Here is a 16,251-nt window from a genome sequence, read left to right as displayed (position 1 = left end):
CTCAATATGGGCAGTTGAAACCCAGGATGACGCGATCATTTGTGCAAATTATTTTAAGGAACATCGTAACGTGATCGATGGCATTCTCTTTATTGAAGGACCATGACCGCCAGCGGGAGCTGGCATGCCGGCCTGCCAGCTCCCTGACCTCACGCATGAATTGTGTCACCGGCTCGGCCCAACAGCGGATCCAATGTTCGTCCCCGTTACTTACATCGAAAGGATCTTCACCATACAATTCCTTGAACCTCGCCATATTGGGCTGTTCGCAGCCGTAATCGACTACAGTGGCGCGTCCCGCGTCGAATGCACGCCAATAAATTTTGCTAGGCCCAAAATCTTTGCATCGCGACAGTACTTGATAAATGCCTTCCGGACCGTTATCAAGCGATCGATCCCGCAGCAGCCAATCCGTAAATGTTAGTGGCAACGAAAAAATCAATGGCGTGCCCATGCTTTCAACCTCCCGGTGGTGTCCCCCAAAGAATGCTTTACCCAGTTGAATCACTCAAGGTCAAAGCATTCTCCGACTTGCGCTTCAGCAGGAAAACCGCCTTTACAATAAATTTTTGCAACAGAACCTTAATCCTTGCTAAACTCTGCTTGTTTTTTCATCAAATAACGGTAAACATACTCATTCAAGACGGCGATCCAAGCTCGGTCTGACTGATCCCTAGCAACGCGAGCATAAGCTTCTATCCCTTTCTTGGCTTTTTCTAAGGCAATATCAACAAGTTCACGCGTCCTGTTAACATCATTGATTTCCTGAGCACAGGCCGCAAGCCTCACTGCTTCTATCGTGTTCATATAATGAACGGCGAATTCGAGCCGGCCAATCCAGTAATCGATATAAACAGATTGGACGTTCCGAGTCTTGTCTTTGGCCAAATAAACCCAGCCCAATGCACGTTGATAACAAGAGCTCACTTCGGTATACTGATCCGGTTGCAATTTAGTATCCCAATTGAACGACATCATCCAAGGCAGAGGAAAACTTAATCCAAGCCCATCCCACTCCAAGACTTTGCTGGCTGCCTCAAGTTCGATGAACATGCCAAGCATCTCCTCAAGGCACTCTTCCCCGCAAGTAGTACGTATATAATCCTTGTATGCCGCGTACGGTTTCAGCTCACTATCCCAGGCGGCCTTGGATATATAACTTACACAGGCATCCTGATCGCTTGTGGTCCAATAACGTGTAACAAATCCGGCCCAACCGCACTCCAGAAGCTGCTTAAGTAAATCCTCAAGAGGCCTCATGTTGATCTGCGGCAGAACCCCGACATTGTCATCGTTCAGAGTAAAATTTAAGGTTGAGGGAATTTTGTTGGTGCCCATATCTTTTAATACATGATTTCTCCGTAAAACTCTTGAAGGTGTGTAGTCTATATAGGTTAATAATTCCGATCCTTCGGGAAGAACCTTGGAAAGAATGGGGTATAATTCTTCAGCTACATACATATAAATCCACTTTTTACTCGCTTTGGAGGTATGATCAGCAGCAAATTTATCCGATAGAAGCTTGTCGTAATAATACAAGGAGACTATATCCCCTTTTGCCTCAGTCTTGGCACGCTCTGCTCCTCCCGGATAACTTAACCTCAACTCAGCTTTGGCTATCACATCCGCATACGTACAGATATCGTCAATTCCATATTTCTGGTTCAACATCTTCCATGCGTATTCTGCTTGCCCTGTCCAGTGGCGCCATTCGGGCATCACAAGAGAAAGATAATCGGCTTCGGGATATGTCTTTATAGTCAAGTTAATGATTTGCTCGGCAAACTCTTTCAGGTCCTCGTCTTCCACATCCGTATTCGGTCCCGGTACGATTGTTTCGTTATTGATTGAATCCATCTTCACTGCATCCTTTAAGATGGGCTCGAATTCCAGGGGAAACTCTATAACAGGAGGATTGATGACGCACTCCAATCCTCTTTGATGTGCATAATCCATGATTCTGTGAACATGCAGCTCACCTGCAGCAATAAATTCCTCATAGGAAGCGTTAATCGGCAAGTCAGGATTCCAGAATTCTTCCCTATCATCGAAAAGATCACGTCCGATCATATCCTCGGTAATAGGGTAATGCAAATTAAAAAATAACCCTGCGGACTTACGTTTAATCCCTTTATATTCCAAATGCAAGAATGGATATAGCTGGTAGAATTGTACAGATACCCTGTTGTACTTAAGCTTCGCCAGTTGGTCCATCACCTTGCAGTAATCCTTGAATCCCCATGACTCCGGACCCACAGCCAATCCATGAGGAAACCCCCAAACTCTTAATGGCAGAAGCGGTTCTTGCACAAGATCAACCTCGGGCAAATAAAAAGCGCTTTTCTTCGGTAAAACGTCACCGCTTAGTAAGTAACGGACTCCCCAACGCTCGATAAATTCATAAACGGCCCAGAGAGTGGATTTTGGACTTCCCCCACCCAGAATAATGGAAGGAACTCCATCTATAACTTCCTTTTGTATTAAAATCCCTTCATTACTTACCTTCTTCAACTCAATAGATTCTGTAGTATTCCTGTTAACCGGATTGGTATCGCGATTTCCAATAAAAAAATAGGCAGATGCCTGTTCCTGTATCCGGGTTTGAGAAGAGGTCGCTATATGAAAAAGCTTCTCTATGTACTCACAAAGCTGATCTGCAGCAAAACGCTCAAGTCTGTCACAATGTTCCCCAATCACAACTGAAACCTTTGTCTGAATATGATCCATCAGAAACCCTCCATGCCTAAAGTAGTCTTGTAAAACAATTATATCTGGTTATGATCTGCGATATGTGTATTTGCCTGAATCGACCTTAGTAAAACGGCGGCGGCGTGAAAATCGCCTTTTATTTTGTAAGATAGCACACCCTCGTGCAAAGTGATATCTTTGTGGTCCTCAGCGTAAATAGCCTCTATCTCGTATTTCTTGTCTATAGATACTTGAACATCAATTTGTTCAGGCAAATGACCTCCGAATGTGTGGAAGACAACTAGCGCCTCCAACTGATCAGACCTGACTCTCAGCATGGCTTGCCACCCTTCAGGATGTCTATAGCTGTTGATCACAGGTCCATAACGATAACTCAATCCTTCTTTAATGATTGCCGATATTCGTCTGTAAAAATTAATGCCCTCATCTACAACATTCCATTGTTCTTTGTCCAGATCATAAATCTCCCCGGTCAGGCACACACGTCCTAAAAACGTATTGACCATAGAATAAATCAGCCTTTTCTTGGAATCTTCCTTCCGCAGAACTGCCCATATTTGAGATTGTCTCGGCAATATTGCCCGATGCAGATTAGCGGCAATGATAGGAATCTCCAATTCTTCATGTGCATCTGAAAACGAAGCCAAGGAGGTAAGCCCCATCATGGAAGGCTCAAGCCGATGTCCGCCTGATGAGCAATTCTCAATGACAAGCTCCGGGAGCTCATCACGAATTTTTTGAAGAAAAGCTTGGAATGCCGTAAGCTGCTGCCTTAATCCTTCTCCCAAAGATTCAAAACCATCACATCCAATACCAATGGTTTCATTATAATCAATTTTCAAATAACCGAATCCGTATTTCCGTAGAAATGCAATCACTTTATCAGATAAATATTCAATGACAAAGGGATCCATAAAATTCCAGAATCTTCGCTTTCCAGAGTTGATTGGAATACCGTCACGCTGCAACAAGTGCTCTGTCCATGAGTAGGCTTCTGCTGAAGGAGCACAGGTTTCCAGTTCGAACCAAATCCCTGGAATCATGCCGCATTTACGAATGTCTTGAGTTGCCGCTTCCAAGCCTTGAGGAAATAATTCCGGCGAGATGTTCCAATCTCCAATGTTATCTTCCCAGCCTTTTCCTTCTTCTGCATACCACCCTGCATCAATTACTAAATAAGTGATTCCTTTGCCCTTCAATTTGTTGGAAAGCAGCAATATGTTCTCGTGAGATGGAACGCCCATAGTCGTAAAGTATTCATTAAAGATAATCGGCAAATCCTCCTCCACTTTCGGGAGCTGTGTCAAGGATTTGCCATGCATCGAAGTCAGTCTTTGGGTAGCTCTGTCAATATCCCCTTCAACAACAGTAAGATATGCTGATGGGCTTGTCAGCTCTTCATTAGGTCTCAGTATCATATCCCAGTGGCCAAATTCTCTATCTGCAAGTCCTCCGGACACACTAAGCGCGTCATCCTGTCGATATATTTCCATTTGCCAAGAGCCTGAATGTGCCAACTGAACAGCCCAGATGACATTTCTTTTCGTATCTTCAATAGCAACAAAAGGGAAGAATCCCCTTACCGGCAAGGAGCCTACTTGGCCAAACCGTTCGCTATGCACTCCATGCCTCGACCAGGAAGGCTCCAGTTGAAGATCTTCAGCTGATCTCGTATCCAAACGCCCTTCATTGCTCCATTTGCTTCTCAATCTATGAATCATCAGCGTAAAAGGCGTGTCTCCTTTCTCGAAGGGAGTAATTCCACCTAAGGAAAAACTGGACAACATTTCAAGATGAACTTCCCCTATTCCCTTATTGATGATCGTCGTGTTCACTTCGCAGGCTTCAAATCCTGTACAATAAGAAAGCATATGCTCCATCACTAAGTTTTTCTCATTCCTCAGCACAGTTATAATACGACTGCTCTGTTCATCTTCAATTACGTATTGTTTTTCATATCTAAAATCCTTTACAGACTGAGAGTTTCGCATTGTTCTTCCTTGTGCGAAACCGCCGGGATAATCATCGCCTACCAGCTTAACCTGGATTAGAGGGTCAATCACATACTCCTTGTCAGTGTCAACTTTAGCCGCTAAATTAGCTGGTACCAGCAATAACCCTACTTGATGGCTCGACGGATCTATCCAATATTGGACAATCATATCATTTAACGTGTATTGGGAAAGCAATTCCTTGGTCAAGCTGCTTCTTCCTTTCTAGCTATAGAAATAAAGCCCGCTCCAGCATCTATCGCCCAGATATTGCGAGAATGGTAGACTAACTTACTACGAAAGTCACGAATTTCCGTACGTATTTTAATTAATCAGTGGCTTTTCTACGATATTTTTCAATAGCTTCCATCACCTGTTGGCGCTGCAATGGAGGAATCGAATCAATGTAATCCGCTTCCCAGAACAGAATTTCCTTTGCACCCAGCCTTTCAGCTAATTCTATATCTTCCGTAAAACTTTCGGGTGTGTTGGGTACCCAACCATACAGCCAGACAGGGACTAGTCCTTCCGTTTCTTCTTTAATATAATTATAGGCTTTTTCCGGGGTTCCTCCTCCTGTATAATACCCGGCGGCCACAACCTCATCAATCAATCCTTCTTTAGCCCAAGTCTTGATATCGCATAACAGGCCATTTAAGGAACCTTCAATGATGTTCCCGCCCATCTTCGCTATTTTCTCATCCACAATCATTCCCGGCAGTACACCGCGATAACTCCACAGATGTTGAACCATTATGGATATGGGGATCCGTTTAGCAGCTTGGCTAACCTCTTTGCGCACTTGTCTCATGAACTCCGTCACAGGCTCTGCTCTGCACTTTATCCATCTCTGATCTCCGTTTGTTATATCATAGGGAGATATCCCATATTCTTCTTGGAACTTTTCGATGTTTGGCTGCTCATATCCATAATCAACCACACCCTTATCATCGTTTTGCGGGTTATCCCTTATATCGCCTGTTCGTATCCAATCCAGAAAAACGCCATCAATATCATAATCCAATATTTCCTTCAACAACCCCAGCTTATATTCCCTCACTTCCGGAAAAGCGTAGCTTAGCTGAGAATGGAAGGACCGCCCGTCTCTTCTTATCCATCTGAATTCGGGATGGTCTTTGGTAAACTCACTTTGCCAACCGACCCCATGATCATCTTCATTGATGCTCAGCCAAGCGTGAATCTCTAAATTCAATTCATGTCCTATTGAGATCGCAGCTTTCAGACTATCAAAGCTTTGAAAATCGATTTGTTTGAATTTATCAAGCGTTTCTTGATCAGGCCAATCGAAATATCCAAGGGAATAATGGTTTTCTTCCCCCATCTCGTTAAAGCTGAAAGGTTTGGCCAGCTTACTGGAATAAGTAGCACACCCCGCTTCAAAAACACGCCAATAAATTTTCGTGAAGCCGAATTGCTTACACCTGGTAAGCATTGTCCGAATTCCCTCTATTCCAAAGTCAGGACCATTGGATTTAATTAACCAATCGGAAATTGTTAAAGGTGAAGATAGACAGATGTTTACGCCCATTTTTTATCCTCCTGAGATTTATCAAAAGCCGCATAGCCCGAATAAGACTATGCAGCTTTTGAATTAATATAGTCATTCTTATTTAATTATTTAGCTGCTTCGAACTTCTCTTTTGCTTCCTTAACCCCTCTTGTATACTCTGTGATATATGCCGACAAACCTGCATCCTGGTATTCTTTAACAAAAGCATCCCAGTTTTTATCAACATCCAATTCCCCGACAAAAAATTTATTAAAATATTTAGATTTGATCTCCTTCAGCTTAGCATCAATGGTTAAATATTCTGGGCTGAAATTGGCAAATCCATTGTAAAAATCAATTTCTTTGAAAGTTTCTTGTTTCCAGGTCTCCAGTATTCCATTATAATACTTCGACTGAGGCGTTTCTGGAATTCTTTCAATAATAGGGAATGTTTGCTTAACGTGAGCCTCAAACCAGCTGTTGTTTTCGTAATCCATCTTCCCACCCTGCGCATACATATAAGCCCAGAACATCCCGTGATTTCCGTCTATAGCCCATACGTCAGTAACCTTCTTCCATTCATCCACACTGATAAGTTCCGGTTTGCCTTCGGCATTCTTCTTATAGTGTACTCCCTCAATTCCATAAAACTTAGCCGTTTGACCTTCATTAGAAAGTGTCCACTCGATATATTCCAACGCTCTTTCCGGATTTTTATTACTTTTCGGAATGACTATGCCGTTAAGCACGTTAAAAGCTGGATTTCTAGAGATAGCTGTACCCCCAGGACCTGTTAAAGCATGAGGCAGCATCTGAACATCTTGATAGGTTGCTGTCGGATTCGCCTTAATAAATTCATCTACAGCCCATCTGTACAGACCGTCATTTGTATTCGGTACAGCGAAGGTGATTGCTGCGGTTTTCCCGGTGGCGAAATCATTCGTTCCGTGATAATAGGTGTCTTTCGTAAACATTTCCTTATCAAACAAACCTTCCTTGTACAGATCTTGCAATTGTTTCCATACGGTTTTATTCTTCGGATCGATTGCTGAATCATACCAGTTGCCATTAGCATCCTGAAGCTTAGACGCCGCTGTCGTTCCTTGCGTGTTGAAGAAAATCTGATCTAGATCGTCAAGTAAACATTCCCCTTTACAGTTACGAAGCCCAAGTGGTATTATTTTCGGATCAGATTTTTTAATTTCTCGCAGCACATGGATAAACTCATCAAGCGTCGTTGGCAGCTTGAGATTTAATTTATTTAATATTTGCATATTAAATATGGGACTTCCAAATGCACCCTTCATATAAGTTCCTATCCAAATCGCTTTATTACTATTAGGGTCATCAGAAAACATTGTATTAAAGTACCTATATTCCGGCTCTTTCATAAATTTAGCTATAAGAGGGTATTTGTCCTCATTCCCTGCCACCATTGCACCGATATCTACAAAAAGATCTTCTTTTAAGGATAATTTCAGAAAATCATTCGCGCCAGGTAACCACAAAGGCATGGAAATGATATCAGGCGACTGTCCTGTTGTCACCAAAAGCTTTATTTTCTCCAGATCCCCTGTCAACAACTTCAGATTGATCTTAAATTTATCTTCGACAAACTTTTTAACAGGATCGTTCTTAATTCCTTCTACATTATCCAGAGTAATACCGCCTGACCACAAGGACAGATCAACTACACTTCTCTCTTCATCCTTCACCACTATTGGCGATGCATCTGTACCTGTTGCCGTTTGTTTAGGCTCTTCGTTGTTTGGCTCTTTAGTATCCTTGGTACATGCGGAAACGATTAACATGAGAATTGCAATTGTGACAACCAGCACAAACTTGTGGCCCCATTTTTGCTGTAAACCTAGCTTTTTCTGATTCATACTTGGAAACCCTCCTCTTGATTTAGGTAATCTATTTTCACCGCTGCAGCGGTCAAAACCAACGTGATCTTTCCTAACCTTTCACTGCTCCAATCATCATGCCCTTAGTAAAATACTTTTGTAAAAAGGGATACAGCATGAGTATAGGGAGGATAGCTATCATAATCGTCGTCATTTTCAATCCGGTCGCTGTCAAATTTAATTTATAATTCAACATCGATCCTTGAGCTCCTAAATACTGATTAGGATTAATCAATAGTTTTTGCAGCACCACAATAAATGGCTGAAGCTCTACTCTATTCGCATAAATTAAATAGGTGTACCAATCGTTCCATATCCCTACTGCAGTAAATAGGAAGATGGTGGCAAATAACGGCATCGAAATGGGCACAATAATTTTGAAAAATAAAACAAGATCGTTTGTGCCGTCCACCACAGCTGCATCTTCAAGCTCAGAAGGGATAGCATAGGTGAAATAATTTCTCATAAGGATAAAGTAGAACACCTGCATTAAATGGAAAACAATGAGAACCATATAGGTGTCATACAGATGGAGCTTGTTAATCAGCAGGAAAGTAGGAATTAAGCCCCCGCCGAAGAACATGGTCAAGACCATAAATGTGTTGCTGAATTTCATGAATTTGACCTTTTTCTTAGAAACTCCATAGGCCATCATACCGGTCAAGACTACGCCGCCAAAAGCGCCTATAGCCGTAGTAGATATGGAAATGAGCATCGCCCTTTGAAACAACGGACCCTGCAGTATGGATATGTAGTATCCGAAATACGGGTCCAGCGGCAAAAGAATCTTAAATCCCAAGGCTGCAGTTGTTCCTGGTCTGCTAAGTGATCCTAAAAAAATGTACCATAACGGATAAATAGATATAAGACCGAAAATGATACAAAAAGTATTGACTACTAAATCATAAGCATAAGATGAGAATTTCTTTCGTCCTAATCGTTTAGCCACTTTGTCCATCTCCTCTCTCTAAAAAATACCGGTGACATCCATTTTACTAATGATCTTATTCATAATTAAAATCAGAATTAAACCAATGCAGCTGAAGATCAGCCCCAAAGCCGTCGCCAGCTCTAATTTCCCTTCAAGTAAGCCGCTCCTGTACAAATACGTTGATAATACATCCCCTGATTCCATTACCAGCGGGTTATACAAGTTAAATACCTGTTCGAAATTGGAACCAAATATACCTGCCACACTAAAAATCATCAGTACCGCAATGGTAGGCTTTATCCTCGGCAAGGTGATATGCCACATCATACGCAATCTATTTGCACCGTCTACCATAGCGCTTTCATACAATTCAGGATTAATCCCGGACATCGAAGCCAGATAAATAATGGTCCCAAACCCCGCTGTTTTGATGATGAGTGATACAACGAGCACTGTTCTAAACCAATCGTTATTAGTTAGAAAATAAATAGGTTCAATCCCCAATGAATCCATAATAGCACTGATAGGTCCCTCAGACGGTGATAGAAAGATGGAAACAAGACCGGCAAAAACAACCCAAGAGAGAAAGTTTGGAATATATACAAACGTCTGAATAACTCTTTTTAAAGCAACGATCCTAATTTCATTAAGCATTAAAGCTAAAATAATTACAAAAGTAAATCCAAATATAAAATTATAAAAATTAATTAATACCGTATTGAATACCACTTTATAAAAATATTCGTCCTGAAACAGCACTGAGAAATGCTTGAATCCCACCCACGGACTCCCCAAAATACCTTTGCTTATTTTAAAATCCTTGAAAGCAATCATGATTCCATAAATAGGAAAGTAATGGAATACTAAAGTATATAAGAACCCTGGTAAGACTAAAAAATAAATAAATAAATGTTTCTTCATATGGACAAGTGTCGAGCTCTTGTTCACTTTAGGAACTACACTTTGGTTCTTTATTTGAATTTCCATTGTAAACACTCCTCCTCATGTCTATATGGCCTCTCTGCAAGGATTCCTTGAAAACGGTTTCCATTCCCATCACCCCTAGTTCATTTTCATTAATTATAACAAATCATCCCTTCATCAACCCTGAAAAACCGGGAGACTACTTAATAAATTTAGTATAGCGTGTATTTCTTTACGAGATGTGTGTGATATTTCTGCTTAATGTGTACAATATTCTTCACCTCTGACCAAAAGTCTTTGGCGTAAACGGCTATATCCGGATGGCTTCCGAATTATTAGACTCAAACGAAGCATCCAAGGCGTACAATCTGCCTTCGCCCGGAGCAAAGCTATCGGATAATGCACCCGTTGCTGGGTTGTAATTGGTGCTCACCTCTTGCCCTGTCGTTTTGGAAACTTCCGGCAAAACTAAAACAAACGAATTTACTTGCAAATTTCCACCTCATCATAAACAACCTCCTAAAATTATAATAGCCGTAACCATACGTAAGCCTGATTTCGCTAGCATACAGAAACGCCATAGACAATATTGGTTATTTCCAACTCCACCTCCTTTCCAGCTGACAAAACTCAGAAAAATTTCGTATACTTTTTGACTGCAGCAGATTCTAATTCTTTATAAACAATCTTTAAGCTTTCCATGCTGCTATCCGGTAGTTGCGGCAGGCAACCCTTCTGCGAGTAAGTCTTTCAGTTCAATCCTGCGTATTTTGAGTCGAGTAAGGCACGTGCCGTCCTCCGGTTCACCTGCGATGTAAGCCAGCAGCAGGACATCCTCGGTAAAGTGGATCGCTGTATAGCTGCATCCGCCGCGATCTTCTTCGCGTTCCACTGCGAAAAACCTTTCCCACGTCTTCCCTTCGTCGCCGCTGAACGCTCCAACGAGCGGAGTGCGCCCCCAAGAATGATTCTCCAGCTTGCGGGTCTGATATTGAGGGATCGGATTCCATACTGCCAGCAGCTCCCCGTTATGCGGGATCCGCTTCATCGAGAGCGGAGCAATTGGAGATGTAAACGGAGATGCTGCCGGAGCGGACCACGTCTCTCCGCCATCCCACGAGAACATTTCGTATTGCCGCCCCATATCGGTTCTGCTCCAAGACCACAGCGTACCGTTCGCCAGCTCGACTACACCAGGCTCTTGCAGCCCGGTTGCCGATCTGGAATCGGGAATCGCTCCAGAAGTTGCGGCCTGTCGCCAGGTTGTCCCATCGTCATCAGACAAAAAGAAATACGCAGTTCCTTTCATATCTAACGAATCCCAATCATTTATTCCGTTACCTAACATCTTGTGGTAAGAGGCGGGATTTACCAGCCTGCCGGACGAGAGTCGGATGACGCGATCGTTGTGAGTATCGTAATTACCCATTCCCGGCACGCAGCAAATCGGCTCCCCCCAGGTTCGACCCTCGTCTGTCGAACGCCGCAAATGTAATCGTTGATCATGCCAGCCTCTGCGGATGAGATAAAATAACCCGATATCCCCATTTGTCATTCTGAGCAGGGACACACTCATGATATTGATCGCATCATGCTGCTCGGGCAAGGCGATAATTTCGTCGGTGTCAGTCCACGTATCTCCTCGATCAGACGAATATCGTGCTGCAATACCAGCATAAGCGTTATCATCTGGCGAATCCCCGATAAAACGGCTGTAAACAAATAACACCCGACCGTTTTTCATATCAAGAAACGCACCCTCGCTGTTGCGCGGATTTCCAGGTGTCGGTCGTAAGTCCAATACTACTTTTCCTTTTTGCTGCATAGATGTTCTCTCCTTTTTTAATGACTCGAAAAGTTAGTTTTTTTCTTTCTTTCAGCAGACAAAACTCAGATAAAGTTCGTTTACTTTTGGGCTGCTGCCGATTCCAATTCCTTATAAACAATCTTTAAACTTTCCATGCTGCTATCCGGTGTACAAATCGATGGATGTTTATTTTCATTCAAACAGTCCAAAAAGTAACGTATTTCATTGTAATAACCGTGAACCGCTTGAATGGCCTTCTTCTCCTCTAAAGTCTCACCCGGCGATTGTGTAACGTCTACGACTATCGGTTCTTTATTATGTTCATAAGTGGTCAATCTGTAGTTCTTATATTGTAAAGTTGCCTTTTCAAACACAGCGTTAAAAGACATAGTAAACGGAATCGAAGCAGCATAAAAGCCAGCCTCAGCTTGCACAAGCATTCCGTCATATTCATATTGAGTAGATAGATAATCCATGATTCCATCCGTTATACTTTCTATGCTTGTTACCGATTTCGGCTTACCCAGAAGATGCAAGATAAAGTCCGTATCATGAATGTGAAGGTCAAGTGGGCAACCGCCGCTTTTTTCTCGATTTAGCATCCAATTGTCCCAACTCCAATGGGGTGTTGGAGAGATCCGGGACATCTGAAGCTGCAATAACGTCCCATAAGTCTGCTCGTCGAAAACCTGTTTCAAATGTTGATATTCCGGCCAAAACCGAATAACCTGCGCAACCATGAATTGAACCTGATTACATTCTGCAACGCGATTCATTTCACTTGCTTCATCCACAGTAAGCGAGATAGGCTTCTCACAAATAACATGAATGCCTTGCTCCATTGCTTGAATTGCAAGTTCACAATGCAAATAAGTAGGTGCGCAAATATCGACCATATTTATTTTTATACAAGCTAGCAGCTCATCAAGACTTGCATAGATTGCTATAGAATCATCGTTTATTAAGCTTCTTACATTCTCAACGTCCGGATCGACTACAGCTACAACCTCAACATCTTTCATCAGCCTATACACTTCAAGATGCTGACGCCCCATACCTCCACCACCTACAATCGCCACTTTCATGCTCTATCATCCTTTCCAGCTGACAAAATCCATGTCTCAAGCTGTTTTTTGGCAAGGATGACTTCCTTAATGTGTTCCTCGCCTGCAATTTCGCATTCGATTGTCAAGGCTCCTTTATAGTTCAGACGAATTAACTTTTCGATAAACGCGGGATAGTTGACTTTTCCCTCTCCCAGACGTTTCTCTTGGCCGAGATTTTTCCCATCTATGGGGTACTCCCCATCTTTCGCATGAACACCTCGGATGAGATCACCCAACATATCTACAGCATCCAGCGGATTAGCTTTGCCATACATAATAAGATTTGCAGGATCCAGATTGACCCCCATATTCGGCAATCCGATATCTTCAATCGTTCTTTTTAAGGTGACGGGTGTTTCCTGTCCTGTTTCAAAAAGAAAATATTGACCATGACTCTGGCAATGCTTCACCAACTGCTTTAATGCTTGCACAACCCCGGAATATTCGGGATCATTGGGATTTTCAGGAATGAATCCGACATGTGTAATTAAATCTGCAATACCTAATTTCGCCGCAAAATCAGAACCTTTCTGCAGCACCTCTAATCTACATAAGCGGTATAAGGGAGGAACAAGACCAAGTGTAGCCTGGCCTTCGTAAAAGTTCCAAACTCGCGGACCCGGCCACCCACACCAAAAAGCAGTAATCTCCACGTCACATTGATCTGCTGCATTTTTCACAAGCTTTACCATATCGTCACTCAGCCACTCTTCGTCAAAGGTGTTAAGCTGGCAGGTTCGTATTCCCGCTTGCTGCAAATTTTTAAATATGGAGCCAATTTGGTCCGTCATATCGACAATTACACCGATTTCCATTGCTTTCATGTTCATACCTCCGTAATATAGTTTGTCATTGTACCGTTTAATTGCTTATTTATTCCATAAACTCCGATAGCTTTATTTTTCACATACGAAGCATTCGTAGACAGAAGCCTTCGTCGCCCGAGCGATGCGGGCAGCAACCGAGCACGCCTCTCCTCCCGATCTTGTAAATCTTGTTTGATTAGCCCATGGATGGATAGTTAGCTGACGTTCTGCCAGCTCATTGTAACCTCCGAAGGATTCAATGAGTTCATGCTACCCAGATAAAGCCGCCTTTTTACTGCACGGGTAACATCATCACTGATTTTGAAGATGATAAAAAGCTCTTCACTGTAACAGGTAATACTAATGTTGCCTTTAAGCTCATCCTTTTTACGAATGCCATGCATAATCGCATTTTCAATAATGGGCTGGAGGATTAGCTTAGGCGTATAATATTGTAGTAACGCTTGATCCACGCTCTAGGAGAACTTTCGAAATAATTCGAACAAATATTAGCGTCATCCAGGCTTTCAACAGCTCCGTATCGAGTCGCGTTGACATCAAGAATAACTACATCTATTCCTTCCTCTTCCAAAACCTTTATCATCATTTGACGCCCCGATTCACACAAATGACCCGGGAAAAACCCCCGATTCCCCACAATCACGCCCAATGTGCATTTTTTAGCTTGTTCTCCCATATTCATCCCCCTATGAAAATTGTCGTCAAAGTTACTCAGTCGCAGATCAAAAAGTCGACCTTGTGCTGCCTGCATTGTTCCTTTAGTTCATCGTCAGGAAGTTGGTCCGTAATGATTCGGTTGACTTTCTCCAGAGTTGCAAAGGATCCCAAAGATATCATCCTTGGTAAAATCATACCAATTTCCGTCTTTATCCACCTGCATGTCTTTTGAATTCGTTCCATAAGTTGAGAAAAAGATTTGCTCCAACTCGCCTGGAAAATTAGTGCCCTACTTTTCACCCATCGATCATTAGTGATAGACAAATACAAATTAGCATGTCTTTTTGCCTCCCTTTAATTTTGTTATCGCTTTCAGTAAGCTTACATTTATTATAAAACGATTTAATCTTTCATACGTGTGTGATTTTTCTATTTATTGTGTAGAATCCTACTATATAAAGAAGGCCTAACCCGGATAACATTCTCTTGATTACCACCGATCATCTTACAGTTATTTGTTCGTAGACGTCCCCATTGATCTCCACATGAGCCTCTACTGTCAGCTTGTCAATATAACGATCATACTTGGCATCCCTAAGGCTGCTGTAAATACGCTCTTTAACATCAGCTAATGATACGGATCTGGACTCGGCACCTTTAATACCCTGCAAGATATACAACCCTTCTCTCTCCTCTACAACCTCGCTAATTTGTCCAGGCAATATATGTTGAGCCTCCTGCGATAATTTCGTCCATCTCTTCATATTGCGTAGTAGGCTCCTCTTATCAAACGTCTCCTCGCGGTACTCTGCTTTCACATCGAACTTATCGCTTGCCATGGTTACCAATTGCTTCGGTTCGCTCCCATCCTCCCATTTTTGGCGGACATATTGAGCAGCTTTATGCATTTCAGTCGAGATGCCATCCTTCGCAATTGCAATGTAAATCATATTCACAACTGCAAATACCTCATCACTAAATTCAGTATCTTTATTCGCTTCATAATAAGTCAGTATGTCTGCATCTGTAACTTCCCACGCTGAATGCTTTCTTTTCTTTAATTGATTTGCGAGCTCACTAAAAGTTATATCAAAGAAAAGAGCTTCATTGTATTGTTTGGGACCATAAATAGGTTCTTTACTCTTGAGCGCTTCCTCCCTTCGTCTATTCTCCGCCTTCAAGCTGCTCTGAAAAAAATCATAGCTAATATCCTCAACAATACCTTCTTTCCTGGCTAACAACTGCTGAATTTTTATTCTGCTACTTTCCTCCAACGCTTTCTGCCTCAACAGCTTAATAGGTACTTCTCCTTCGATACTACTCTCCCAGAAATCAGGACCGTCATTCGTTCCATAGGTTTTGTTGAAGTAACTAACAATAAAAGCTTTGTTTCCCTGCAATGACATTTTGAATTCTCCGATTGCCAGAGGCTCACCTTCAACCCAAGCAACAACAGGATCCTGACCGCGATAACCAAGCGCTCTCCAAGTTGTGATGGATAGAAAGAAGAGGAACGCCACAAGCCCAATCAACAGCACTTTTCTCATAGATAATCTCCTTTCCAAGCAAACTCGTTCGTCCTCAAAGGCGCCGCCGTTTACCTTTGAATAAATATTGTCATCGCTTATATAAAGCTTAAACCCATTATAGAGTGGATGATTCACACAAGTGTGTACAATCTTTCTATTTAAAGTGTGTAATTTTACTCTTTATGTGGATTACTGAATACTTATTCTTGTCAGTAAGGTTAGTAAGATACTACACCATAAAAAGAAATATCGAACACATACGTCAAATTATGTTGAATTATAATCAGTCTAAGCTTGATGAAAGCGATAACAATATATATAAGGAGGCAATGCACATGAAATACATGTAAATA

13 protein-coding genes are annotated in these 16,251 nt (G+C 42.2%); all 13 read right to left on the bottom strand.

Features of this window, described 5'->3' with window-relative positions:
• Window position 1 precedes the first annotated feature (1 nt).
• The 13 genes from J2Z66_RS11750 to J2Z66_RS11690 all read right to left on the bottom strand — a co-directional run bounded on the left by J2Z66_RS11750 (window position 2) and on the right by J2Z66_RS11690 (window position 15,916).
• Entirely contained in the window at window positions 2-454 is a 453-nt protein-coding gene (locus J2Z66_RS11750) for a hypothetical protein (protein WP_209971588.1), read from the bottom strand.
• 128 nt (window positions 455-582) lie between these two features.
• Window positions 583-2,727, bottom strand: a complete 2,145-nt coding sequence (locus J2Z66_RS11745; protein ID WP_209971587.1) for a hypothetical protein — start codon at window positions 2,725-2,727, stop codon at window positions 583-585.
• A 38-nt stretch (window positions 2,728-2,765) separates the two neighbouring features.
• A complete protein-coding gene (locus J2Z66_RS11740) occupies window positions 2,766-4,910 on the bottom strand; it encodes an alpha-galactosidase (RefSeq protein WP_209971586.1) in 2,145 nt (714 codons plus the stop codon).
• Between the two features lie 118 nt (window positions 4,911-5,028).
• Window positions 5,029-6,249 (bottom strand): family 10 glycosylhydrolase, encoded by a 1,221-nt coding sequence (locus J2Z66_RS11735; RefSeq protein WP_209971585.1) that lies wholly within the window; start codon window positions 6,247-6,249, stop codon window positions 5,029-5,031.
• Between the two features lie 86 nt (window positions 6,250-6,335).
• Window positions 6,336-8,096 carry an extracellular solute-binding protein gene (locus J2Z66_RS11730; protein ID WP_209971584.1) on the bottom strand — a complete coding sequence of 587 codons (1,761 nt, stop codon included), beginning with the start codon at window positions 8,094-8,096 and terminating at the stop codon, window positions 6,336-6,338.
• Window positions 8,097-8,169: 73 nt separating this feature from the next.
• Window positions 8,170-9,066 (bottom strand): carbohydrate ABC transporter permease, encoded by an 897-nt coding sequence (locus tag J2Z66_RS42585; RefSeq protein WP_209971583.1) that lies wholly within the window; start codon window positions 9,064-9,066, stop codon window positions 8,170-8,172.
• An 18-nt stretch (window positions 9,067-9,084) separates the two neighbouring features.
• Window positions 9,085-10,035, bottom strand: coding sequence for an ABC transporter permease (locus J2Z66_RS11720; protein ID WP_245375469.1), 951 nt, complete (start codon window positions 10,033-10,035; stop codon window positions 9,085-9,087).
• A 247-nt stretch (window positions 10,036-10,282) separates the two neighbouring features.
• Window positions 10,283-10,465 (bottom strand): hypothetical protein, encoded by a 183-nt coding sequence (locus J2Z66_RS11715; RefSeq protein ID WP_209971582.1) that lies wholly within the window; start codon window positions 10,463-10,465, stop codon window positions 10,283-10,285.
• Window positions 10,466-10,678: 213 nt separating this feature from the next.
• Window positions 10,679-11,797: a sialidase family protein gene (locus tag J2Z66_RS11710; protein WP_209971581.1), complete on the bottom strand. Its 1,119-nt coding sequence runs from the start codon at window positions 11,795-11,797 to the stop codon at window positions 10,679-10,681.
• A gap of 80 nt (window positions 11,798-11,877) precedes the next feature.
• Complete coding sequence (locus tag J2Z66_RS11705) at window positions 11,878-12,864, bottom strand: Gfo/Idh/MocA family protein (RefSeq protein ID WP_209971580.1); 987 nt, start codon at window positions 12,862-12,864, stop codon at window positions 11,878-11,880.
• Window positions 12,861-13,709 (bottom strand): sugar phosphate isomerase/epimerase family protein, encoded by an 849-nt coding sequence (locus J2Z66_RS11700; RefSeq protein WP_209971579.1) that lies wholly within the window; start codon window positions 13,707-13,709, stop codon window positions 12,861-12,863. Before J2Z66_RS11700 ends, J2Z66_RS11705 begins: the two co-directional genes overlap by 4 nt.
• Before the next feature lie 415 nt (window positions 13,710-14,124).
• Window positions 14,125-14,388: a hypothetical protein gene (locus J2Z66_RS11695; RefSeq protein ID WP_209971578.1), complete on the bottom strand. Its 264-nt coding sequence runs from the start codon at window positions 14,386-14,388 to the stop codon at window positions 14,125-14,127.
• Window positions 14,389-14,869: 481 nt separating this feature from the next.
• The gene (locus tag J2Z66_RS11690) at window positions 14,870-15,916 is read right to left on the bottom strand and encodes a peptidylprolyl isomerase (protein WP_209971577.1); all 1,047 of its coding nucleotides are present in this window, start codon (window positions 15,914-15,916) and stop codon (window positions 14,870-14,872) included.
• Window positions 15,917-16,251 lie beyond the last annotated feature (335 nt).

The organism is Paenibacillus eucommiae (assembly GCF_017874215.1).
GTDB classification, from domain to species: Bacteria; Bacillota; Bacilli; order Paenibacillales; family NBRC-103111; genus Paenibacillus_AI; species Paenibacillus_AI eucommiae.
Note: the sequence above shows the minus strand (reverse complement) of the source record. Positions and strands in the feature narration are given on the sequence as shown.

Coding starts and splice junctions, on each gene's coding strand:
- J2Z66_RS11750 (WP_209971588.1), bottom strand. CDS start 454: ATGGGCACGCCATTGATTTTTTCGTTGCCACTAACATTTACGGATTGG.
- J2Z66_RS11745 (WP_209971587.1), bottom strand. CDS start 2,727: ATGGATCATATTCAGACAAAGGTTTCAGTTGTGATTGGGGAACATTGT.
- J2Z66_RS11735 (WP_209971585.1), bottom strand. CDS start 6,249: ATGGGCGTAAACATCTGTCTATCTTCACCTTTAACAATTTCCGATTGG.
- J2Z66_RS11730 (WP_209971584.1), bottom strand. CDS start 8,096: ATGAATCAGAAAAAGCTAGGTTTACAGCAAAAATGGGGCCACAAGTTT.
- J2Z66_RS11720 (WP_245375469.1), bottom strand. CDS start 10,035: ATGGAAATTCAAATAAAGAACCAAAGTGTAGTTCCTAAAGTGAACAAG.
- J2Z66_RS11710 (WP_209971581.1), bottom strand. CDS start 11,797: ATGCAGCAAAAAGGAAAAGTAGTATTGGACTTACGACCGACACCTGGA.
- J2Z66_RS11705 (WP_209971580.1), bottom strand. CDS start 12,864: ATGAAAGTGGCGATTGTAGGTGGTGGAGGTATGGGGCGTCAGCATCTT.
- J2Z66_RS11700 (WP_209971579.1), bottom strand. CDS start 13,709: ATGAAAGCAATGGAAATCGGTGTAATTGTCGATATGACGGACCAAATT.
- J2Z66_RS11695 (WP_209971578.1), bottom strand. CDS start 14,388: ATGGGAGAACAAGCTAAAAAATGCACATTGGGCGTGATTGTGGGGAAT.
- J2Z66_RS11690 (WP_209971577.1), bottom strand. CDS start 15,916: ATGAGAAAAGTGCTGTTGATTGGGCTTGTGGCGTTCCTCTTCTTTCTA.